We start from the raw sequence: 23,740 nt of genomic DNA, 5'->3' as shown, positions 1-23,740 counted from the left end.
TCTCGTTCTAAGTCCAAAGTTTAAATTAGTTATTCAACACCATCACATCATCTTCTGAATTTTCGGTAACACTCTGCACAAATGTATGTGCTGACACCGTATTCTCACCAAAGACAAAAGGAATGATATGTTCAGGAAAATGCATACTCAGCATAAAGCCGTAAATATCAGCTAAATGTTGGGTATGCCCCAATGAAGATTTCACATAAATATAGTGATGTGGTTCTACAGAGGTTTGAAGAAAGTGTTGCTGCAATTTCTTCGAAAACTTTATATCCATCTGATCTGACAATATCAGCACATAAGGCGCCTCACCTTCATACTGAGGTAAATCATGAAATTCAAAATTAGTAAAAAGCTTCGCTGCATCTTGTTGGCCTACGACAACTTTCAAATTTTTAGTAGGTTCTAATTCTTGAATTTTTATTAAAGGATCTGCAATTAAACAGCTTGCTGCAAATTCAGCAGGAATATAATCTTTAATCATCCAAGATTTTTCATTGACTAGGTCTTGATCGATTTCCGAATCAGCCACGACTAAAAAGAACATCTCATGTTCTCTTTTATGAATACCTTTTAATAAATGTATTAACTCTTGGTAAGCTAATTGCTCTCCAAAGAAATGATATTCAATATGAAGCTTTTGCGGAACAATACCAATCTCAGTAAAGAACTCTAAAATTAATTCATTACTTTGTTCATCATTCCAGATATGTAATAAATCCTCGGAAAGAAGGATATGTAGATTTAAGCGATTTAAACGATAAACTTCTACTATCTGCATTTGAACATCATCATATTCAGACTCAGGATCAACCCATGCCGGATGCATATGATATTCACGTGCTTGCTGCGACTCATAAAATAAAGTTGAACGTTTTAAATGCTCTGCAATAAGATATAAGTTCTCTATATTTTGTTCTAATTGCTGTTGTATTAATGAGATCATACGAACTTGTCGTGGAGATGCATACTCGCTCTCCTCATGATTATCTTCATCCAAGTCTTTAATACGGTAAGATAAAAGAGGCAATCCATAAGAATTTAACAGTTGATCATCCAGCTCTGGACTTTTAAAGTTTTGTAGCTCCGCAATAATGCTTTCATTCTCACCCAATGCATGTACAGCAAAAGAAGAGTAAATATTAAAATTTAGCTGTTCGAGGGGCGCATCTGTTACCGCATTTTGTTTTTGATTAGCATCATTTTTATCTTGATTTATAGCCTGTTCTTTCTTGTCTTTGTAAGTTTTATAGGCACTATAAATTAACCAAGGAGATAAGATCGACAAGGTAATAATTGCTGGTAATAGCAAGAAATAAAGGAAAAAATCACCCTTATCAGGGTTATATTGAACGTCACGCCAGTAGAAAATAATAATTCCACTAACCACTGTAAAAATAGCAATAAACGAGAGTAATATTTTTTTAATCATATTGTCTCTCCAATAAGGCTATAGCAAGTTTCATGACTATGCACTTTCGGTTGTTTTGATATAAGAAAAGAACCTTGCCCCAGCCCACTCTGATTATGATGAGTTAGGCAAATAGGTTGTATTTCAGACTCATCTAACACGAGTCGAAGATCTATTGATAAAGTTGGACTACACCAAGTTTCTACAATTTTTTTTAGTTTTAAACTTAACTCTTGATTTGGGAGGAAATTCAAATATTGCTGACGTTTCAGTGGTCCAATCTGAATTTCAATTTTTCCATCAATTTGCTGAATGGTTTCACCACAAAATGTATTAACACCAAGTAGGCTAGGCTGAGCTCCACCTAAAGTGGTTAATTGGTCACTCGCTAACTTAAAAGATTCTTGTATAAACTCTTTAATCGTAATTTCATGCTTAAAAATACAGGACAGCATCGTTTTTAAGGCATGAACTGTATTATTCTGCCCCTGCATTAGTCCAGAAAACTCTGCAAAATAGTCATCAAGCTCTGTTTGCTGATGTTGCGATCGTACATAACCATTCAATGCATGCAGAATATCTAGATAATCATTTTTATGCTCGGTCTCATATCGAATCGGCAGATTATAGGTAATGCTCGACTCTACATATTGAGCAGTAAGCTTATGGTTAAATAAGCTCAGAAACTCTTTAGTTTCAGCTCTTTGCTGACGCGAAGCCTGTTTAATCTTATTCGTATATGTATAAGGTAAAGCACCTTGTATACCAGTAAGGCCAACAATCAAATTAGTGATATAAACTCGCTCATCCGATAATTCTAAATTTTCAATTTCAGTAGCAGGGAAATTTAAATTAAAGGATGTCTCAAACTTGAAATGATCACTCCAAGATGAACTAACTGCACGAATTGAATCGTGCCTTAATAGCCGTGTTGCTTGGATAAATTCAAAAGACTTTGGCTTTGTAAACAGCTCAGCTGTTATAGAAGAGTCTTGCCACCAACGTTCTGACTGCATTGGTATAACTCCTGCTGAGATGAATAATCCTTAACAACCAAATCAACAAAACTATTAATTTGAACCTTTAAATTAAAAACACGACTTAATAATTGGCTAAAAATGTATAGGCTGTGCCCTCTAAATACAGATGAATCAATTTGCAACTCGGCCTTCACTCCCCTTACAAACATTGGGAAGGGTTTACCATCTACCAGTTTGTGAGTAAGTGAAAATTCAAGATGCTTAATTGACTCAATAATTAGATAATTTTCTTTTGATGATGGTAAGTTATATAAAGCAAGTAATTCTTTAATATGAGATACAGCGTCACCTTTCATTAAAGCTAAACTATTTAATGAAAGGTGTGAAATAACACGCCACTGCTCACTCTGGCTTTGTCCAAATTGATAAGGTTTAGTCGGTCTTTTTAAAACAATGGCACGGCGAGCCAGACTACTATCATTTAAATTCAATATATTATTAGACTGCCCCAATGCTTCATGTGGCAAGTCACGATTTGAACATAATAATTTTGTACTAATAAAATCTGATCGCGTTGAAGAAGGGTTTAAATTTTTAGAAATAATTGAATATCCCATTTCAACGAAATTCGGTTGTAGTTTTTGATAGTTTACCGAATAGAAAAATCGAGCTGTGTCAGCATGATAGTGACTCATCGCAAAAAAAGGCAACACAGGAACGTAGCTTTCTTCTTGACTCGTTTTCTCACGCACCATATTCATTTCAGTAATTGAATAAACTTGATAAAACTCCGGATGATGCGCATCTGTAATTAATGGATATTCTAATTGCTTGTGTACGATTTTTTGAGGTTCAGCATATTTTTCAAATAAATTAATGACTGGTGTAGTAAATAATTTAAAATTAGCGACATTCAACTCAGAATAATTTCGAACTACAGCTTGATCATTTAAATTTAATTTAAAATGAATCAGCAGTTCAAACTCACCATCTTCTGGAGATAGACGCTTTAAAAAGTCTAAATCGAGCTTAAGATAATTGAATTTTTCTGGGAAACAGAAATACTCCATAAGCAAACGATACGCATGATGAGTATGTTGATCGAGTGGTAATAGACTTTCTTGCTCTGAAAAACCAGTTAACTCAAATGGATTCTTATCCAGCGTTACAACTTTCTGCCCTATTTTGATTGCAAAAGTTGTTCCCTTCTTAAAAATACTATCTAGTACTTGAAGCGGAAAATTAGAAATTGCATCTAAATAAATAGGGAGTTTTTCATTTATTAAACATAGATGAGCATGATTAAAAATTTCGAACTTAAAATTTAAAGTCGCATTTTGGCTCAAATGCATATGTGCACTTGGCGTGCTTTTAAACTCTAGCGCTTGCAACGTTATTGGAAGTAATTTGACTTCTTGAGTAGTATTAAACTCACATTGAACCCCTTTAAAACTACGAGATTTCAAAACCGTATGTGCAGGCACAACATGAGCTTCTGTGAGCTGCTTAATTTTATTTATATCTTCGAAACTTATCACAGAACAAGCTGGAAAGTGCCGTAAGTATTGAGGAAACATCACCTCAAATAAAGAACGTGTAAATACGTCATAACTGTCAGCAAGTTTTTTATCAATACGAGCAGCAATTAATGAAAACGCCTGTATAAGACGTTCAATATGCGGATCATCAATCTGCTCTTGATTTAAAGATAAGCGCTGAGCAATTTTCGGATATTTTTGCGAAAATTCACGAGATTGCTGACCAAATTCTTGTAGTTGTTTTTCGTAAAACGGTAAAAGCTCTTCTATCACAACACACCCACTACGCTTAGGTTCTCGCTGAAATTACATATTGCTGCGTTGTCGGTTTTAGCAATGCATCAAAAACGACAGGTTCATACAGTGGATGAATATTTAGATAAGCCTGAATACTTAAACATAATGCCCCCATATTGTGTCCATCTAACAACATCTCTACCCGTATTTGTCTTAATCTAGGTTCGTGAGCTGCTATTGATTGTTCAATGGATTGGCAAATCTTGTCTCGATCTAGCGGATTAGCTGTAGAAAGCCCCACAAAATCAATAATCCCGAACTGAAGTATAGATTTTTTAACTAGCGGATAATCATCGACCACGTGATCCAATTTAGCGACCCGACTATTCAACAAGTCTTCTAAATCTTTTGCTACCGATTCTCTTAATTGCTGAATAGAAAGACCTTTTGCATAGTCTTCACTTTCAGGAATTAAGCGGTCAAACAAAGTTGAGCGAAATCCATATGGATAAAGCCGATCTAAATTCATTCGAGTTCACAATAAGTATGCTTAAAGACAGCAGAGGCTAACTTTTTGTCAGCCTCTGCCAAATATTCACTTAAATAATTATGCTGCGTAAGAAGCAGTATTATTAGAAAGTGACCATTTCTTAGTAACAGCACCTTTAGCAGTACCATTAATATCTTGTTGGTTATATGTCCACTCAACAGCTGCGTATTTCAAACCAAACGCTTCAGTTGGAACACCTTCTTCGTTAACTGTTGGAGTTACACTTGAAACTAGAACATGCTTCAATTTAATTTGTAAGTACTTGATACGTTTATCGCCATTCGCACGATAAAAATCAATTTGTACTTCATCAAATGTATAACCAGCTGAACACGCTTCCCATAATTTCGGGCTAGTTGCATCTAGATCTTTAATAAAAATCATATCTGAATGTTCAACACGTTCAGCAGTATGACCACCAACACTACTTGAAGTAGCAGATTTAGGTTGACGAATGTTGTGAGACCAAGAGTTAACTTCTAACCAGCCTTTGTGCTCAGAGTCACGAGACTCGCCATCAACTTTATATTTACCGCGAAACTCAACGTATATATCTTTCATTTAGAACTTTCCTATTTTTAATTTAAAGTTATTCTTTCGCTGACCTTTATTAATTTGAGGACTGAGGTAACTCAGTGCCAAGTCGCAAAGAAACTGACAACTCATCCAGCTGGAAGTGTGGTCTTAAGAAAACCACAGACTTGTAGTGACCTGGTTGAGCAGGATCTTCTACAACTTTTACAGACGCTTCACGTAGAGGATATTGAGCTTTCGCTTCTTGAGAAGCACCATCATCAAGCAATACATACTGTGACAACCACTCATTCAAGAATGCTTCAACATTTCCAGCAGAAGCAAAGCTACCCACTTTATCTCGCATCATTGCTTTTAAATAATGAGCAATACGTGAAACGGCCATGATGTACTGAATTTGACTTGATAAAGCAGAGTTAGCATTTGCTGTATCGTTGTCATATTTTTTAGGTTTTTGAGTTGATTGCGCACCAAAGAAAGCAGCGTAATCGGTATTTTTACAATGTACTAAAGGAATAAAGCCCAAATCGCTTAATTCTTTTTCGCGACGGTCAGTAATTGCAATTTCTGTTGGGCACTTAAACACCACTTCGCCATCTTGTGTTTTAAAAGTATGAACTGGCAAGCCTTCGACTAAACCACCACCTTCAACACCGCGAATTGCAGCACACCAACCATGCATATCAAATGCATTTGTTAAACGAGTACCGAAAGCATAAGCAGCATTCATCCACAAATATTCGTTGTGGTTTGCACCCGAAACATCTTCAGCAAAGTTAAACCCTTCGGTAGCGGTTCCTTCTTTTGGATGATAAGGAAGACGACCAAGCACATGTGGCAATGTTAATGCGACATAACGAGAATCTTCAGTGTCACGGAATGAACGCCATTGAACATATTCAGCCGTTTCAAAGATTTTTGAAACATCTCTAGGACGATCAATATCTGTAAATGACTCAAGACCAAGAATGCTTGGGCTAGCAGCAGAAACAAATGGCGCATGAGCTGCGGCAGCAACGTGAGAGATTTGCTCAAGCAAATACATATCAGAAGGTGTGCGATCAAACTCAAAATCACCAATAAGTGCTGAATATGGCGCACCACCAAAAGACCCATACTCTTCTTCATAGATCTTTTTGAACAAAGTGCTTTGATCAAAATCTGTAGCACCTTGAAAATCTTTCACCAACTCTTTTTTAGTCGTATTTAACATACGAATTTTAATGAGAGGATTAGATGGTGTTTCTTGACAGAAGTAATAAAGACCACGCCAAGTTGACTCAATCTTTTGGAATTGTTCATTATGCATGATCTGACTTAATTGATTTGAAATCAGTGCATCAATTTCTGCAATACGCTTATCAATTGATAAAGTCATATTTTCAGACACTGTAATTGTTCCTGCCATCACTTCTTTGGCAAGCTCACCGATTAAGCTTTTTGCACGTGAATGTTCTTCTTCATTTCGGGCAATACGGCTTTCTTCAACAATCGAGTCTAAAAGATTAACTTGTTCATTCTCAACAAGTGGCATTGCTGCAGATTGAGTATTATTCATGATCTGCCTCCGCACTTAATTTACGAATCTGATCAGTACTCTTCAGCACTTCATCAAGCAAATCTTCTAAACGCTCACTATTAGAAATCTTATTTCTTAAATCTGTTAAACGCTCACGCGCTTCAACCAGTTTCTTTAATGGATCAACTTGCTGAACAACATTTTCCGGGCGAAAATCTTCCATTGACTTAAATGTTAAATCAACTGCAATTCTGCCACCCTCTTCAGTCAGCGTATTATCTACCTGAAAAGCAGCTCTCGGAGACAACGACTCCATAACTTCATCAATATTTTCTAAATCGACATTAATGAATTTTTTATCTTTTAATTTTGTACGCTCAAGCTCCGATGCAGCCGAAAAATCTCCCATTACACCTACAACAAATGGAAGTTCCTTCGCTTCTTTTGCATCACCAATTTCAACATCATATGTAAGCTGAACACGTGGAGGTCGAATTCGTTGAAGTTTCTTTTGTACGCTTTCTCTCTTAGCCATAAGGTTCTATCCCAGATTATTTAGTTAAAGGGTCAAAAGGCGAACTTTTTGATTTATTAACACTCGCAACAGGCGCAGTTTTTGGTTTAACCGCAGGTGTTTTTACTGGAGTTACTGCATGTTTAGTTGTCGTTCGAGGAGTTACAACTCGGTTACGTACTACATTTTGTTTTCTATAACTTCTTTTTTCATTATCAGCCGAGTTACTTTCCGAACTATTTTTAAAACTTGACGGATCAGGAACTGGCATCGCTGTATGAATATTTTCAATTAACTGCTTTGCAGGAGGGTATGTTACATCATTAGTTAAATATCGCATTTCCTGACTACGCATTTGTTGCAATGAGTTATTTGCAATGCTTACACCAGATAAAAACAACACATCTGTTAACAATGAACCTCGAATATTTTGGCTCTGTAATTGATTAGCCAAATTTAACGCTTTAACTGGTTGGTTGGTCTGATAAAATCTCATAGCTGCTTTAGCTAATAAATCATTCTTTTGAGTAGAATTATCTGTATCGCATACTTGTTTAAAAAGACTTAACAACTCAGGATCAGTTTGACCTTCGATTATAGGATTTTTCTTAATACAACTTTTCTTTAGTTTTATAGGTTCTATTTCTGCAGCTTGTGCACAAGATAAACCAACATAGTTACCAATTAAAAAAAGTATCAAAACACTTTGCTTTAACACAACTTTCATTCCTCTATCTTCTTATTTAATCAAGGTCTTACTGAAAAATTAACATTTTATAAATATCAAAAAATCCAGTTAAACCCTTATATTCAAAAAATTTGGATGTAGTTTATCATATAAATAAACATATTTTATATAAAAATCATATCAAAATAAACTAAAAGTAAATAGTTTAGATGCTTATAAAATACAGCTTAATAAAGTTTTTCTAACAAAAAAATAATATTGTTATTTTTTGTAAATAAAAGCAAGTTGCTGATTTATATTATTTTTTACTAAAATAAATATAAAAATAAATTTATCTTAAATATTACCTTTTCATAACTTATGAAACAATTTCTTAAGAATATTTAATCTTATGTGACATTGGAGTTAATTCTATTTGGTTAGTAACAACCCATCTAAACTTACAGAAAAACCTTCCTACAAAAAACCAATAAATTTGTCAAGACTAATCTGTCTATTTATTTTAAATAACTTACTAACTACCATAAGGTGGTATCTTATAAAAGAATCTTCCTATACATTTTTTCAATTCTGGTATCAAAATTAAGATAGAAAATGAATTCTAGCTAACCACTATAGTTTTTCTATATTTTCATAGCCTAAAATTTCATTTATAAGTTTAATCTATATTTATAAGAACTAATTTGAGTATCGTTTTTTTAACGCTAAGACGCTTAATTTCCTTCAAAATACACCCTACCCCAAATAACAAATCATGAACCTTAGAAATAAAGAGCTCTGCCATCTTTAATTTTAAACGACATTGATAAAGTGGAATCATTGATAAGCAATGAACTACTCTCAGCAAGTACACCTGCAAACGCAGTCCCTGCTGCGATGCCGCCCAGATTCTGATTTACAGGTATTTTAGATTTGGATTTATGTAGAGAGTGGATTGGGCCCTGAACCAATTTAAGGTTTAATTTAACTACCACTACTATTCGCTTATTGTATTCTTACTAAAATAATCTTGAGGGTAAGGATCATTACCTTTTAAATTTTTCCGATACTTCATTACACTAATCTGGACACCGTCATCAGTTAAAAAATCATTATAGAAATCCTGTTCTTTGGGATATTCAAATCCTAGCTTTTCAAATATTTGCTCTGATAATGCTCCAAAATTTTCATACGACTTCCTATAACCAAAATAATTAACAAAACCAGAAATTGCTACAGTAACAAATAAAGAAATGCCCACAACCTCTAGAAAATATAAAATGGTATTCACAGAATAGGAAAAATTAAAAATAAAATAAAATAAAATAAAAATTAAGAGAAAACCCCATGACAACAATGTAAAATAATAAGTCTGCATAAAAATAGCTTTATAACCCATTTTTATTGAACGACCCATCTCATAAATCATATACAATAAGCCTAATTTAGGGTCGACAATTGCATAGACCTGGTGACGTCCATCTACAGGTTTATCACTAATTACTGCAATCAACTCATCATTTTCTTCAAAACGTGCTGTCGTAAATTGTCCTACTAATGGATACCTTTCTATTTCGCCAATAAAAGTTATACCATCTTTAGCCTTAGCGGCCATTACTAATATAGGTGCGCTGGTAAGCAACGAACTACTCTCAGCAAGTACACCAGCAAAAGCGGTCCCAGCCGCAATTCCACCAATATTCTGATTTACTGGAATTTTAGACTTTGCTTTTTCTAAAGAATGTATTGGACCTTTAACTAGCTTAAGGTTTAATTTTAAATTTTCCATTTAGACACTCACTACTGCATTATTAAACTCTTTTTCTTCTTCTTTAACATCTTTAAAAGCATCTTCACCATTTTCCGCTTTTAACTTGAATGCACATTTTTGACACCAGTCTTGCATTGAATTGTCCAAAACATAATTTTTTAAATAAATTTCCAAAGCAACAAGTGCAATCCCAGCTAGACTTAGCATTGCTCCAGCTTGGACAGCCCGTATACCCAAAATCGCTCGTCCAAGTGCATAACGTTCAACATTATAATATAACGACGTATTTTTCATGAGTGGTAGATTTAGAAGAACACTCACACCTACAGCAAGAGTTAAAAATGAAACTACAGACTTACCAAGTCCTAACGCTATAGAATAATAATTACCTTCTTGAATAGACTTACCCAAATTCTTTAAATCAATAATCAATGAAATTGTTGCACCTGCAATCGCGAAATATGCGCCAGTCCTAGCAATATAGGCAGCACGTTCTGCAAATGAAAACTTCTCCATTGAGCTACTACCCACTTCTAAAATAGCAGCTGTTGTTGCCATCATGCCTGACATAAATGACAAAGTATTATCTACTGATGGATCGATATTAAACTTGGAAATTTGTGTTCCAAAATTAATCAGTTCAAAAATAGCTACCACACCAGATACACGCAGACCTGCACTTGGTGAACTATTTGCAATTATCCGATCAATTTGTTTGGCTGCTTTACTTGGGTTGGTTGCGGATGAAGAATACTTTTTCCAGTTGTTCTGCACCATTTCAGGTGTCAGCTTAACCCTACCCGTTAAAGTTTGAACTGGGATAAGATAATACAGAGAGTTCTTTGCAACATGCTCAACCAATGCCCCACTATGGGCAAATGTATAAAATGTTAAACGTCCTAATTTTTTTGCAAATTCTGAGCCTGGTGTATATTTCATGCTCCACTTCACTGCACTTTGGGTCAGTTCAGACATCCAGTAAAACGTTTTTAATAAGCTAAATTTTTGCCCATGTAACATATAACCGTTATTGGTTTTATCTGCCGCCCATTCTTGCCAAGCTTTATCCGCAGCAACAAATGCTGCAATCGCAGTTTTAGCTGCATTTTGTCCATCATCCCAAGAGATATCGATAATACTTGGTGCGGCTGCATTATATTTATTTTTTAAACTTTCTTGGTTATAACAAATTGCCCTCATATAAATATTTTCTTTGGCAATTTTTTCCACCCCTAACCAAGTTTCAAGCAATGCCTGTCCACTTGGCACCCCACTCATACCATTAATCATATCCATGGCATGAACATAAAAAATATTTCCATATGGAACTTGCACTTGATCATCATAAGCATGAAGGGCATTTATTACAGCTTTAGACAATAACCATTTAATATGATCATCTCCTATGGCTCTTGCTCCAGCTAAACATTCTTGAATTAATACATTAATTTTTTTATCAAAATTTGATTTAGCCACCATATCTAAATTTGGCTTATATTTTTGAATCCAAATCTGTTCTCCGTCCCTCCTACTTAATTTCCCCATATCTTCAGTATAAATACCTTTATTTGCCGTTTGCTTCTCTTGAGCTTTCTTTAATAGCCTTTCTTGTTCTTCTTTTGACTTTCTTTTATATATTTTTTCTAACTCATAATTAATATCATCAGCATCTGATAAGTTTTTTGGTAATTCATCCCACAAACCCATTAATACTTGACTTTTGGTTACCTGAATGCTCAATTGGCCACGTTCATTTAACAATCTATTTTCTAAACAAATTTTAATACTATCAATACATTGAGAACTATGTAAACGATGCTCGTTTGTAAAATCCCCTTCTTTTTTTGCTAAAAAATCCATTACTTTTTTAAATTCTGAATTACGCAATGTATTTAATTTTCTTGTAATTCCTACAGGATCATATAAAGCCATACAGGCAAGCGATTTAGGCTCATCTTTGAATTTATTTAATGTCGCATCGATACGGTTTTCACCAAAACTCTTTAGATTATAAACCGTAGTTTTAAATTGGCTTGCAGCAATACAATGTTCTTGTGCACTTCCACCATTGATTAAAATTTTCTGCCATTTTCCTTCTGTTACAAACTTATCAGCATTTTTTTCATACTCGGATATTTTGGCTTTACTCATAGGCACATGCGTATGAATAATATATGCAATCTTCGCCTCATCTTTAGGATTACTTTCTACAGCTATCACAGATGAATTAAAACTATGACCTGCTCCTTTACATGCGAACTCTGGAACACTTTTAGGAGCTTCTTTACCCACAGAAAAATAAGACAAATGTCCATTTGGAGTAACTTTATACCCAGCCCACTCCAAAGCTCCAGATGTTCTTTTTACTAAGCGATAGATATAACCAGTATTAATCATCTCAACTGCATATTTGAGATGGCTTAACTGAATATCTTTGACATTTTTACCTAAGGTTGCAGGTAAAGCAGGTGGATTATCTTTAACAATGGTGTATCGTAAAGGTAAAATATTAAAGCCTTTTTTGCGGCAAAAATTTGAACATTCTTTCTGTGACTGCCCCGCACTACTATTTTGCATGTTTGCAGCAGTTGACTGTTTTGCTGACTTTGCAATTTCACTTTCTTCAATCTTCTTATTAATATTTTTAGCAACTGTTGGGTTACGCATATCACCCACTGGTGCGGTTTTTCCCATAACAGGAATTTTACTCTGCTTCTGTTTTTGCTGAGCAATCATTTCATTAAATGAATTATTTGATTTTGACTTGCCCAATATCATTTTTTGATTTTCTGACATCTTTTTATCCATTCAATTCTTTAGCTATCTGTTCATATAAGTCTTTCGTTACATAATCCATAGCGTCCGTAAAAGACATTTTATTCATTACACAATGGTCGTAGAGCACATTGGTTACCGTAGGATGCTGTATAAAATTTTTATGTATAATTTGGCTGTACAGACCATATGTGACTAAATCTAAATGTTTTTGAATACCATAATCATGGTAAGCCTCTTTAAGATTTTGATGGATTTCAACTGGATGAATTTTTATTAGATCAACTTGTTCAAATTCATTTAATTGTTGAAATACATTATTAGCAATTTCAATTAAATCTAAATCTATAGATTGCTCAAGGTTAACTTTTGTTAGATTCAAGATTGATCGCGACTCATCGTAAGACTTAAAGCTAAATAGACCTTTTGGATGCAAAAAATGCCATTCTTTAAAGCCATCTAATAAGCTACCTACATATTCAGTTTTAAAAATCTTATCTAAGTAGATCATGACTCTAGGATCGTACCAACGGAAAAGAATTTTTTTACCTTGATCAGCAATTACTAATTTAGTTTTTATCTGATCTCGTAATTCCTCAAGTGAACGTGTCTTCGCCACGCCAAACCCATGAACAAAATAACAATCATTGGTAATATTTTTATTTCTCGATAGATTTTGCAATAAATCCTCTTTGACCTGCTCAAATATTTTTTTATCATCAATACAAATAAAAAAGAGGTTTGATTTTGCAATTTCTTTTTTATACGCTAAAGGGATATATGCAATATTTTTGTTTGATAAATTATCTATTACCTCGTTAAAAATAGAATCATTCAATGTCGTATCTAATAAAAAAATGATCTGACCATATTCATTCAGAATTTGGATGCACTGTTCTTCAATTTTAGAAGTAATATCTTTCGAATAATCATCATATTGGATTGTATTAAAAACAGGTAAACTCATGATAAATCTACCTTAGCCGAACCATTTTGAGCAGCTTGAGTCTGTTTAGCAGAACAGTCTGGTAAATCTAATGCAGGTGGATTTATTGATGAGCCCCCCATAAATAAATGCTGCCCTGCTTTCACCTCAAGCTTACCACCCGTAACAGGGAAAATACCTGAACCATTCAGCTTTACTTGAGATCCGTTTGCAGTCAAATTAATTTCAGTTGGGCTAGTAATAAAAACTGTATCTTCAGTTGAAGTAATTTGCACACCTTTTCGAGCAATCACATCTAAAGCATCACCTTGGGCCTGGACTTCAACTTTCCCTTTGCCCGCATAGAGCCGTGCTCCTTGTTGAGCGGCAAATAGACTAACTTTTTGACTCGCATGGCTCACTATACTTTTTTGTGTACTGAGATTAATACTGTCACCAGCACTTTGAGTGAGCTGACCATTTGCACTGAGATAGATATCTTCATTACTACTTACAGCAATACTTTTTGGAGATGCCAACACCATCACTGCTGATTGGAACTCAGCAGCTTTTTTAGGATCTTCATGTTTGAGAAGTTCAATAAATGACTGGATATTCTCAAGCATATCCAATGGGTCAGTTTTCTGATTTTTGGCAACTTCACTGAGTGCTTTGGCATTGCTAAGCCCACCTTCGATTTGTTGTTTGGGCTCAGCTGCCTCTAGATGTACGCCTTGAGCTTGGTCTTGTTTATGGGTACTAATGAGTAAGCCACTGCCAGCTCGAACTGCGCCCCACTGGTCAGTTCTGAGTTCAAAGCCTTCACCACGACCGTCGCTTTCCGCCTTGTCTTTTGGATGGCTTAAGTTACCGAGGTTTAGTTGGCTAGCTGCATGACTACTTTGTAGTTGGGCACTGATTTGCCCTGTCGTGTCATCAAAACGGAGTTGGTTAAAACCTTTACCGTCGACTTCTTCGGAGCGAATGCCGCTCAGCTTTTTGGTGTCTGGTAGTTGGCCTTTCTGGTCGAATTGCGTTGGGTGACGTTCAGCCTCATGAATACGGCCCACCACAAACGGGCGGTCAATGTTGCCGTCAAAGAAATCGATGACCACGATCTCGCCCACACGAGGTAAGAAGCGTGCTCCATAACCTGCACCCGCCCACGGGGTCAGCACATCCACCCAAGCGGAGTCGGTGTCATTGTCGTTACTCCCTGCTCCACCGTCATGGCTATGGTCGTCGGCTCGGGTAAACAGGAAGCGGACTTTAATACGTCCCCACTGGTCAACATGAATGCTTTCCCCTTCTAGCCCCACGACTTTAGCGCGCTGCGGGTAAGCTGCTGGTCGGTGCTCTAGCGGGTTATATTCAGGCACAGCTTTAACATTGCGTCGAACGACATTCAGCTCAGCAAAGTGGCGCTGCTCTGGGTTTTGTGTATCTAGCTCGGCTGCCTTGAGTTTGTCTTTTGGTAACAGACGCTCAAGCTGCTGTTGTAATTCTTTCGGTAAATTATTCTGGTTATAGTAGTGCTTGGTTAAGATTAAGAATTCTTTGTCGGCACTGTCATGCTGGTCAAGTTCTGGATGGTCATTGAGTTCAAACCAGTAACCCACTTGTGAATCACGGACATTGCCTGAAACGGTAAACTGTTTAGAACTCAGGTGATGGTAAGCGTTAATGTGTTGGTTAAGCTGTTCAATTTGACTGTTGCCTGAAGCCGTAGCTTGGTCTTCGCCTTTTAGGTCTTGCATCCACGCGGGGCTGACGTGCCATGCATCTTCAAGGTTTAGACTAGCATTGTCATAGTGTTCGCTGTGCTTTTGGGTGCCTTGTACGCTGCCACTGCCTTCTTCTTGCTGTAGAGCATCGGCTTGCCAGCGTTGCACATGTACCGAAGTCGGCTGTAAGCTGCGCTCAGCTTTAACTTGAGTAATGGTATCGAACTGTTCTGTCGCACTGCTGCGTTGGTAGCGTAAGTTACGGCGTTCAAGGGCTTTATAATTCTGATTTTCATCAATTAAACGTAGCACTTGTGGCTGAATGGAAGCATTCGGGTCAGTGACTAAAAGCTGAGATTCATCGACTAACCAGTTAATACCTTCACTACGCCACAAACGGGTTAAAAAGTCATAATCGCTTTCATTTGACTGCATCACAAATGGACGCACATCGTAGTCTTTCGTTAAGCCAGATGTGTCGAGCGTTAAGCTTGAAGCAAACAGTGGGCTTTTGCCCTGCCATTCTTTAAACAAAATTTCGCTAATATCCCGCACGCTTTTATTCATAAACACGCGGCTATTACGGCGTTTATGCCAGAGTGCGGTTGGGTCTTTTAAAGTTAAATTATAAATGGTGAGTGAGCCGTCGCTTTGCCCTTGGCTCGCTTTGGTAATAATGCCTGTCGTTCTAAAAAATTGGCCTGCATCCGTCACCTGATCGACGGCAACCTGACAGCCAATAAATTGTTTTAATGCAATATGCGCGCTCGTCGACAGACACAGTAACTCAGCAACGCTACCCTGATTAAGGGTATGTTCGCCCTCAATACGTTGCAAGAAGACTTGATTGTTTAATGATGAGTTGGAAAATTGCACATGAAGTACACGATTCTGTGCGACCAAACCTAAACTATCTAAAATTTGAAATATTTTATGGGACATCATTATTATAAAACTGAGTCATAATCATCGATATTTTATAAAAAATAGACAGAATTGTCTATTCACATAGCTTTAAATCACCTCATTTACATTTTTTTATTTTATCAATGGGTAAAACGATCCACTAGAAAATCTATAAATGCCCTTGTTTTAGCCGGTAAATTAGAGGTATTAGGATAAAGTAATTGAATACTTTGTAACGGTAACGAAAAATCAGGAAATAACCGAATTAGCCGATTTTGTTGAATATCTTCATCAACTAACCATGCAGGACAAATCGCAACACCTAAAGATGAAAGAGCCATTTGATGAATTGCTGTTACCGAATTTGATTCATACTGACTTCGAATAAAAGGTAATGAATATTGCTCCCCTAAACTATTTTGCAAAATATATTGTGAATCTTGCCAATTTAATAAGGTATGACCAATCCAAGGAACATCCGCTAAATCAGATATATTTTCTATAGGATGGTCTTTTATAAACTGCGGTGTAGCAACAATGTAAATTGGATATTCCCCGATTTTTCGAGTTTTTAGAGATGAGTTTTTTAAATTCCCTAGTCGAATAACCAGATCTAATTTTTCAGTCACTAAATCATCGAGAGATGAATTAAACGAATACTGTAAACGTAAATGTGGGTAAAGCCGACAAAACTCAGGAAGTAAAGGCAAAATGAAACGTTGGCCAAATTCATTGGTAGACGAAAACCGTAAAGTGCCTGTAATGCTTGTACCTAAGTGTTGGCTTCGTTCAAATGCCTCATCAATCTGAAGTTGGATTTGTTTAAAATCCTCATAAAAATGCTGACCAATTTCAGTTAATGCAATATTACGGGTGTTGCGAATTAATAGGCTTGTATTGAGCTGCTTTTCTAATTGTTTTATATCAATACTCACCATTGATCGGCTTAAGCCTAAAATTTCAGCAGCCTTAGTAAAAGAACCAGAGTCAACGACTTGTAAAAAACTGTTAATTTGCTTGAGGTTTTTTTGCACAATTAAGCCAATTGTTTGAAATTATTAAACAATGATTTTACTTCGCTTGCATCGACAATAAAAGAGCTGGATCTTACCCTGCCTGCACGGAGGTAGGTATGTCTTATCGATATAAAATAGCAACAGTGTTTTTACTTGGGTTCTTTATTGATTGCATCAACATTTTTATGTCTGCAATTGCATTGCCTAATATTGCATCATCATTTTCAGTTAGCCAATCCATGGTCGCTTGGGTAACAAATGCTTATATTCTCGGCCTCATTTTAATTATGCCCATGAGTTTATGGTTAGCCACCAAACTTGGGAACCAAAAGTTATTGTGTTATTCGATGCTGTTATTTTCGATAAGTATTTGCTTTATTGGATTTAGTGAATCGATTTATAGCTTAATTTTTTGGCGATTTATTCAAGGTATCGCTGGAGGTTTATTAATTCCAGTCGGGCAAGCTCTCGTATATGCCTTATTTCCCAATCAAGAACGCCAACGCATTTCTACCATGATTATGGCAATTGCCTTAATAGCTCCAGCTTTTTCACCCGCCCTTGGTGGTGTGATTATTGATTCATTGAGTTGGCGATGGGTATTTTTTTCTAATCTTCCTTTTTCTTTACTTGCTTCATTTTTAGCATGGCTATGGGTTAAAAAAACAGAGAATGTGTCGAGTGAAAAACCAGACATAAAAGGCTTGGTTATTTTTAATATAAGCCTGTTATGTTTGTTACTCTCATTTTCATTCTATGGGGATTATCACAATCTCACGTGGGCTGTAAGCAGTTTGCTAATTTCGGTGGGAATGCTGATTTTTTACATTCGACATGTGAAAAAAATTTGCCATCCTGTTCTTAATCTTCAGTTATTAAAAAATAAAAATTTACGTAATGCATTTATTGTCTATTACGCCGTTCCAGGTATTTTTACGGGCGTTAATTTACTCAATATTTTTAATTTACAGCTTAACTTTGGCTTTAATGCAAAACAAACTGGTTTATTCATGTTGCTCTATGCAACCGGGGCACTCGCAGCCATGATTAGTGGCGGCCTGCTATATCAACGGTTAGGAAAAAAGTCTCTTCTTATTATTGGAATAACCCTACATAGCTTTGGCATATTTCTTTTGTTTTGTATTTCAAACACTAGCCCTTTGAGCTTTTTAGTGATTGCTTATTTATTAATGGGTATGGGTGGCGGTCTAAGCGCCAATATTGCCCAAATTAGCTCATTGATTGATTTTTCAGGCCAAGATTTATTACAAGGAAGTGTGCTCTGGAATATTAATCGACAAGTTTCATTTAGTATCGGTACTGTTGTTCTGATTTCGATATATAACTTGATGTCTGGCTCAAGCGATCTGCTTCGCTATCAACATACTTTTTTAATTACAGCTTTGCTCTGCTTACTTTCGCTCATTCCCATTTTAAAGGAGAAAAACCATGTCTAAACAAATGGATCAAGCCATTCAAAGTGTCATTGACCTACATGTTTTAATAGAAAATGTATTTACAGGAAAAAATGCAGAGCGAAGTCTGAGCCCGCTTTTAGATAGCTTTGATCAAAATTTTAAGATGGTAACGGTTCAAGGTCACAGCATTGGTTTAGCCGAAGTGAATAGTTTATTTAACCAAAATGTTGGGAAAAAACCCTCTTTAAAAATTACCATTCTTAAGAGCACAGCTTTATACGAATTTGAGAATTATTGTTGGGTGCAATATCAGGAACATCAGCAAACTGATGAAACCGAGACAGTACGCACTTCCACAGCCTGCATTAAAGTAGAAGGCGAAAAATGTTATTGGACTTATTTGCATGAAACTTTAGTTCCACTCCAAAACTAAAAACTAAGTCATATCACTCACCTTAAAGATGGCACTTATTTTGCTTAATAATATTACGTTTTATGAAAATCGTAATACTGATCAAAATGGGGAGCTCTTGATATGGGTTATGTTGCAAAGGAATTTACGCGAAAGAACAAGCTGATTCTCAGTATTTGTTCTTTCGTTATTCCAATATGTCTTTGGTGCGCAATCAGTTACTTACCTTTTGTTTGGCATCCTCAAGTACAAATCACGAGTTCGGGAAGTGTTTCTTACTTACAAGTAGGAAGTCGCATTGATAAAAATGTGTTCTATCTCGAAGCACAAAATGCAGTCAATCGAAATTCTGCACCACCACAAGGTATTTTAGTCAATCCGATTTATTTACCCGCTCCCCATGAGGTCGCTAAGGCTTTGGTCACGGCCTTTACCACACCACCAGAACAACCTGATTCACCGTGGTTTCACCAAAGTTTATGGCACAGTATCAAACTGGTTTTTTCAGCCTTTTTTATCTCTTCCTTGATTGGGATTCCACTGGGTATTTTGTGTGGTTTTTCTAAGCGTATATCCTTATTGACGGAACCTTTTGTCGAGTTTTTCCGTTACTTACCAGCTCCCGCCTTTGGCGCACTTGCAGTAGCAATTTTAGGGATTAATGACGCACCTAAAATTGCCATTATTGTGATTGGTACGCTATTTCAGCAAATTCTGATTATTGCCAATACCACCCGAATGGTAGATCGAAGCTTAATTGAAGCTGGCTATACGCTTGGCACCAATAAGCTCAAAAGTTTATTTCATGTGGTGATTCCTGCTGCCTTACCTGATATTTACCGTGACTTACGTGTGTTACTGGGCTGGGCTTGGACCTATTTAATTGTTTCCGAGTTGATCGGTACGACCTCGGGTATTACGTGGTTTATTACCCAACAGGCACGCTATCAAAACTTTGACAATGTCTATGCGGCTATTTTGATTATCGGGGTGATTGGTCTGGTATGTGACTGGGTATTAATGAAGTTAGGTGAGCGGATGTTCACTTGGAAAGTGGGAGAAAAATAATGAATGATTCAACATTTAACGCGCATGAATACTTTCAAAAAATTTATGAACGTCTTGTTATTTTAGAAGCTAAACAACTGAGCCAAGTGTTTAAGTATGGTCAAAGCGAACGCACTGTTTTAAATAAGCTCGATTTAAAAATTCATAAAAGAGAATTTATTTGTGTGATTGGTCCTTCTGGCTGCGGCAAATCGACTCTAAGCCGTGTTATTGCAGGTTTGGACCCGTACCATAGTGGAGAAGTTTTAGTAGACGGCGAATGCATTACGGGGCCATGTCCTGAACGCGGCATGGTGTTTCAGGGCTATACCCTTTTTCCGTGGAAAACTGTAAAAGAAAACGTGATGTTTGGTCCGCAAATGCGCGGTGCCAGTCAAATGACAGCCGAAGCGCAAGCACGTGAATGGATCAATATTATTGGTTTAGAAAAATATGAAAATCAGTATCCACACCAACTTTCTGGTGGCATGAAACAGCGCGTTGCGATTGCTAGAGCTTTAGTTAATCAACCTAAAATTTTACTCATGGATGAACCTTTTGGTGCACTCGACCCACACACCCGTCAAAAAATGCAAAAGCACTTAATGGATTTATGGCAAAACATTGATATCACCATTATTTTTGTGACCCATGACATGGATGAAGCCATTTTACTGGCAGACCGAATTGTGGCACTCAAAGCCAACCCCGGTGAAATTAAGGAAATTATTGAAGTTAATTTACCCCGTCCACGCTCACTCGACTTAATGACTACCCCTGAGTTTAAACAACTTCGTTCACGGGTAGATTATTTAGTTCACGCTGAAGAAGATGAGCTTGACCCAGCTTTACAAGACTTACCCAAAATACCGCGTATGACTCAGGTCAGTACAGAAAAATAAGAAACACATTAAAAAGCCCAAGTTGAACTTGGGCTTTTTTGTTTACTAGGTTTATTTGAGCTGTTCTATGAGTGTTGGATAAATCAGCCCATCTACGTTTTGTTCAGTTTTATAAATGCCATTTTCAACGTTAAATTTATTGACGTGATAAGTAGAGCCATAAATCGAGTCAAAGCCTTGAGATTTAGCAAATACTTTTTTATTGGCATTGATATCTAATAGATGCGTACCACTGACCATCAACTCATATTGTTTTGGGTCGACCCCTGAACGATTTGCCATGATTTTAACTGCATCGGCATAGGTTGCAGGGTCATTAATATATTTAACTGTTTTGTCCCATACCTGAATGACTTTTTTCCATTCTTCTTGATGAGCAGTTAAGTGGCTCATGTTGACGGTCAAAGTGTCATAAATTAAACCCGGCTTGTCTTTAGAGGTATAGATAATTTTAGAGCCTGCCACTGCTTTTAATGCCTGACCTGCAACAGGTTGCCAAACAGCAATCGCAGAAATATCTGGGCTATTAAAAACTTGAGGTAATTGGTTCGTCGCTGAATTTACTAACTTCACGTCATTCGCTTTAATGTTATGGTCGGTTAAAGCTGTTGCTAATAAAAGATGATCAACCAAGCCTTTTTCGACACCAATCGATTTTCCTTTTAAATCTTGAATAGTGTTAATACCTTCTTTGGCAATAATGACATCATTACCCGCAGAATAATCTGTTGCCATGATCATCATGCCTTGAGTACCACCCGAAGCGGTTACCAAGTTATCGCCATTGGTGACCAACACAGCATCAAGCTGATTTGCTGAAAAGGCCGAAAGAGAAGCCGAATAATCAAACCATTTAAATTCTACATTTAACCCTGCTTCTTTTAACCAGCCCTTTTCAATAGCCACCTGCCAAGCCACCCAGCCCGGCCAATCACTATATCCAATGGTAATTGGTTTTGTATTTGTGGCTGCCTGAGCATCTTGTTTAGCCTCGGGCACTTTAGCGGTATTGTCACAACCACCCAATACAACTGCCGATAAAATAGATACGGATAAAAACGCTTTTTTAATCATATAGAAACTTCCCCAACATTTTTACTAACAACACTTTGAGCGGTTTGATTGAGTGACTGTATGTAAGCTCGCCAGCCTCCAAAATGGCTAATATCGGTTGCATTTTGAATGGCATAAGCTTCGCAAATAAAGCCTTTGACCCATGTGCCATCTTTTAGTTTCAGGTTCCCTATACCAAGTGGTGCGGCAACTTCAGCCACAATGGCTCCAAAATTTGCTAAAGGAACATCCCACACTTCGACTTCAATTGATGTCCCTGCTGCATCGCATTGCAGCCCCGGTTTTGGTGGCGTGGTATTTTTTAAGGCAAAGAGTTTATAAGTCTCTGCGGTCTGTGTTTTCTTGAGCAAAGTGGCATTACGGCTAGTGAGCTGAAAATTAAGCGGCATGCTTGTTAAGTGCGCTCCCACAACGGCAAGCTGCACTGAATGACTCGATTGGATGTCTATACTTTTTTGATAATGTTGGGTTGATTTACCTAAACTCAGCAGTGTTTCGGCTTGCCAGAGTTGTGCAAAATTTGCCAGTGCCTGATCGTGCCAAGCTGATGCAATAAAGGTGACCCCGCTCGGTAGACCATCCTCACGCAGTACATTTGGTAAGGCCAGTGCAGAAAGATCTGCAAAATTGACAAAGTTGGTATAGGCCCCCATGTGCGCGTTTTTAGTCAACGGGTCGGCTTCAACTTCGGCAATGGTATAAATGGTTGGCGCTGTCGGAACCAACAAGGCATCAAAAGGTTGTAAGGCCAAATTAATTTTTCGAGCCAAAACGGCACGGTTATATTCGGCTTGAAGTGCATCTGTTGCTTTTAATTTATCTGCCTGCGCAATAATTTGAGCAATGACTGGATGAGCCTTTTCACGTGTTGTCATGCGTTCAACGGCGACTGTTCTTTCCGCTACCCAAGCATCGTTATACAGTGCGGCAGCAAGTTCATTGAATGCGCTGAAATCAATACTCTCAACTTCATAGCCCAGTTTTTTTACGCGCTCAATTGCAACTAAAAAGGCTTTTTCAGATTCAAAATCACCATAAAACTCAAGCTGAGCTGGAATAGCTATTTTTCGTTTAGAAAATTGAGTCGGTACATTGGCTGGATGCGCTCGTGAATATTCATCTGTTTCATCGTAGCCCTGCATTAAATTGGCAACTGTCCAAGCGTCATCAATATGCAGCGCAAAAATAGAAATGACATCAATAGTCCGACATGCAGGAATTAAACCTGTGGTAGAAAACCAGCCCTTTGTCGGCTTAAGGCCCACAATATTGTTATGGCCCGCAGGTACACGCCCTGACCCCGCCGTGTCTGTCCCCAAACTAAAAGGCACAATGCCGTTGGCAACCACTACGGAAGAACCAGAGCTTGAACCGCCGCTAATATATTCAGGGTTAAAACTATTTTTTACTGCGCCATAGGGAGAACGAACACCAACCAGTCCTGTTGCAAACTGATCGAGGTTGGTTTTACCCACCACAATCGCCCCAGCTTTTTTCAGCTTGGCAACTACGGTAGCGTCTTTCTTAGCTAAATATTGAATCTCTTTACAGGCAGCAGTGGTGTGAAAGCCAACAACATCAATGTTGTCTTTGACTGCAAACGGCACACCGTATAGAGGTAGGTCAGCAATATTCTGGTCTTTTAAAACATCAATTTGCGATTGAATCTGCTCGTTCGATGCAATTTCAATCCATGCATGGTCATCATTTTTAATTTCTGCAACATAAGTAATCAGATCTTCAAGATGGATTTTCCCGTTTTGATATGCTGTTTTCCAGTCTTGAATTGTCCATAAATTTTTCAACACGCTACTCCT

General features: G+C 37.1%; 19 protein-coding genes and 1 pseudogene. 4 read left to right on the top strand and 16 right to left on the bottom strand.

From position 1 onward, the window contains the following. Positions 1-25: 25 nt before the first annotated feature. The 14 genes and pseudogenes from WA249_RS11295 to WA249_RS11230 all read right to left on the bottom strand — a co-directional run bounded on the left by WA249_RS11295 (position 26) and on the right by WA249_RS11230 (position 17,088). Positions 26-1,435, bottom strand: coding sequence for a hypothetical protein (locus WA249_RS11295; RefSeq protein WP_336168749.1), 1,410 nt, complete (start codon positions 1,433-1,435; stop codon positions 26-28). Then, positions 1,432-2,430 carry a type VI secretion system baseplate subunit TssG gene (tssG, locus tag WA249_RS11290; RefSeq protein WP_336168747.1) on the bottom strand — a complete coding sequence of 333 codons (999 nt, stop codon included), beginning with the start codon at positions 2,428-2,430 and terminating at the stop codon, positions 1,432-1,434. The genes WA249_RS11295 and tssG overlap by 4 nt, the downstream gene beginning before the upstream one ends. Further along, a complete protein-coding gene (tssF, locus tag WA249_RS11285) occupies positions 2,394-4,205 on the bottom strand; it encodes a type VI secretion system baseplate subunit TssF (protein WP_336168744.1) in 1,812 nt (603 codons plus the stop codon). The genes tssG and tssF overlap by 37 nt, the downstream gene beginning before the upstream one ends. A gap of 16 nt (positions 4,206-4,221) precedes the next feature. After that, on the bottom strand, positions 4,222-4,698 hold the full coding sequence (tssE, locus tag WA249_RS11280) for a type VI secretion system baseplate subunit TssE (RefSeq protein ID WP_002048404.1): 477 nt from the start codon (positions 4,696-4,698) through the stop codon (positions 4,222-4,224). A 78-nt stretch (positions 4,699-4,776) separates the two neighbouring features. Further along, complete coding sequence (locus WA249_RS11275; RefSeq protein ID WP_336168742.1) at positions 4,777-5,280, bottom strand: Hcp family type VI secretion system effector; 504 nt, start codon at positions 5,278-5,280, stop codon at positions 4,777-4,779. A gap of 49 nt (positions 5,281-5,329) precedes the next feature. After that, on the bottom strand, positions 5,330-6,811 hold the full coding sequence (tssC, locus tag WA249_RS11270; protein ID WP_336168739.1) for a type VI secretion system contractile sheath large subunit: 1,482 nt from the start codon (positions 6,809-6,811) through the stop codon (positions 5,330-5,332). Next, positions 6,804-7,307: a type VI secretion system contractile sheath small subunit gene (tssB, locus tag WA249_RS11265; protein WP_199965092.1), complete on the bottom strand. Its 504-nt coding sequence runs from the start codon at positions 7,305-7,307 to the stop codon at positions 6,804-6,806. Before tssB ends, tssC begins: the two co-directional genes overlap by 8 nt. 16 nt (positions 7,308-7,323) lie before the next feature. Further along, on the bottom strand, positions 7,324-8,013 hold the full coding sequence (locus WA249_RS11260; protein ID WP_336168737.1) for a hypothetical protein: 690 nt from the start codon (positions 8,011-8,013) through the stop codon (positions 7,324-7,326). A gap of 740 nt (positions 8,014-8,753) precedes the next feature. Continuing rightward, positions 8,754-8,948, bottom strand: a pseudogene (locus tag WA249_RS11255) (putative type VI secretion system effector); the annotation flags it as partial. Positions 8,949-8,950: 2 nt separating this feature from the next. Continuing rightward, complete coding sequence (locus WA249_RS11250; protein ID WP_336168735.1) at positions 8,951-9,742, bottom strand: putative type VI secretion system effector; 792 nt, start codon at positions 9,740-9,742, stop codon at positions 8,951-8,953. Then, positions 9,743-12,520: a T6SS effector BTH_I2691 family protein gene (locus tag WA249_RS11245; protein WP_336168733.1), complete on the bottom strand. Its 2,778-nt coding sequence runs from the start codon at positions 12,518-12,520 to the stop codon at positions 9,743-9,745. Between the two features lie 4 nt (positions 12,521-12,524). Next, positions 12,525-13,466: a hypothetical protein gene (locus tag WA249_RS11240; RefSeq protein WP_336168732.1), complete on the bottom strand. Its 942-nt coding sequence runs from the start codon at positions 13,464-13,466 to the stop codon at positions 12,525-12,527. Then, complete coding sequence (locus WA249_RS11235) at positions 13,463-16,093, bottom strand: type VI secretion system Vgr family protein (RefSeq protein ID WP_336168731.1); 2,631 nt, start codon at positions 16,091-16,093, stop codon at positions 13,463-13,465. Before WA249_RS11235 ends, WA249_RS11240 begins: the two co-directional genes overlap by 4 nt. A gap of 101 nt (positions 16,094-16,194) precedes the next feature. Then, the gene (locus WA249_RS11230) at positions 16,195-17,088 is read right to left on the bottom strand and encodes a LysR family transcriptional regulator (protein WP_336168730.1); all 894 of its coding nucleotides are present in this window, start codon (positions 17,086-17,088) and stop codon (positions 16,195-16,197) included. 98 nt (positions 17,089-17,186) lie between these two features. Between WA249_RS11230 and WA249_RS11225 the strand changes: the two genes are divergently transcribed. The 4 genes from WA249_RS11225 (at position 17,187) to WA249_RS11210 (ending at position 20,849) form a co-directional block, all read left to right on the top strand. Then, entirely contained in the window at positions 17,187-18,527 is a 1,341-nt protein-coding gene (locus tag WA249_RS11225; protein ID WP_336168729.1) for an MFS transporter, read from the top strand. Continuing rightward, positions 18,520-18,921, top strand: a complete 402-nt coding sequence (locus WA249_RS11220) for a hypothetical protein (RefSeq protein WP_336168728.1) — start codon at positions 18,520-18,522, stop codon at positions 18,919-18,921. The genes WA249_RS11225 and WA249_RS11220 overlap by 8 nt, the downstream gene beginning before the upstream one ends. A 102-nt stretch (positions 18,922-19,023) precedes the next feature. Beyond that, positions 19,024-19,968 carry an ABC transporter permease gene (locus WA249_RS11215; RefSeq protein WP_336168727.1) on the top strand — a complete coding sequence of 315 codons (945 nt, stop codon included), beginning with the start codon at positions 19,024-19,026 and terminating at the stop codon, positions 19,966-19,968. Next, a complete protein-coding gene (locus WA249_RS11210) occupies positions 19,968-20,849 on the top strand; it encodes an ABC transporter ATP-binding protein (protein ID WP_336168726.1) in 882 nt (293 codons plus the stop codon). Before WA249_RS11215 ends, WA249_RS11210 begins: the two co-directional genes overlap by 1 nt. 51 nt (positions 20,850-20,900) lie before the next feature. On the opposite strand, the gene WA249_RS11205 is transcribed toward WA249_RS11210, so the two are convergent. After that, positions 20,901-21,923, bottom strand: coding sequence for an ABC transporter substrate-binding protein (locus WA249_RS11205; protein ID WP_336168725.1), 1,023 nt, complete (start codon positions 21,921-21,923; stop codon positions 20,901-20,903). Beyond that, entirely contained in the window at positions 21,920-23,731 is a 1,812-nt protein-coding gene (gene atzF, locus WA249_RS11200) for an allophanate hydrolase (RefSeq protein ID WP_336168724.1), read from the bottom strand. Before atzF ends, WA249_RS11205 begins: the two co-directional genes overlap by 4 nt. Between the last annotated feature and the right edge of the window lie 9 nt (positions 23,732-23,740).

It is taken from the genome of Acinetobacter sp. 161(2023) (genome assembly GCF_037027805.1).
In the GTDB taxonomy this organism is placed as follows: domain Bacteria; phylum Pseudomonadota; class Gammaproteobacteria; order Pseudomonadales; family Moraxellaceae; genus Acinetobacter.
The sequence above is the reverse complement of the archived record's forward strand: the minus strand, read 5'-3'. Positions and strand labels throughout refer to the sequence as shown.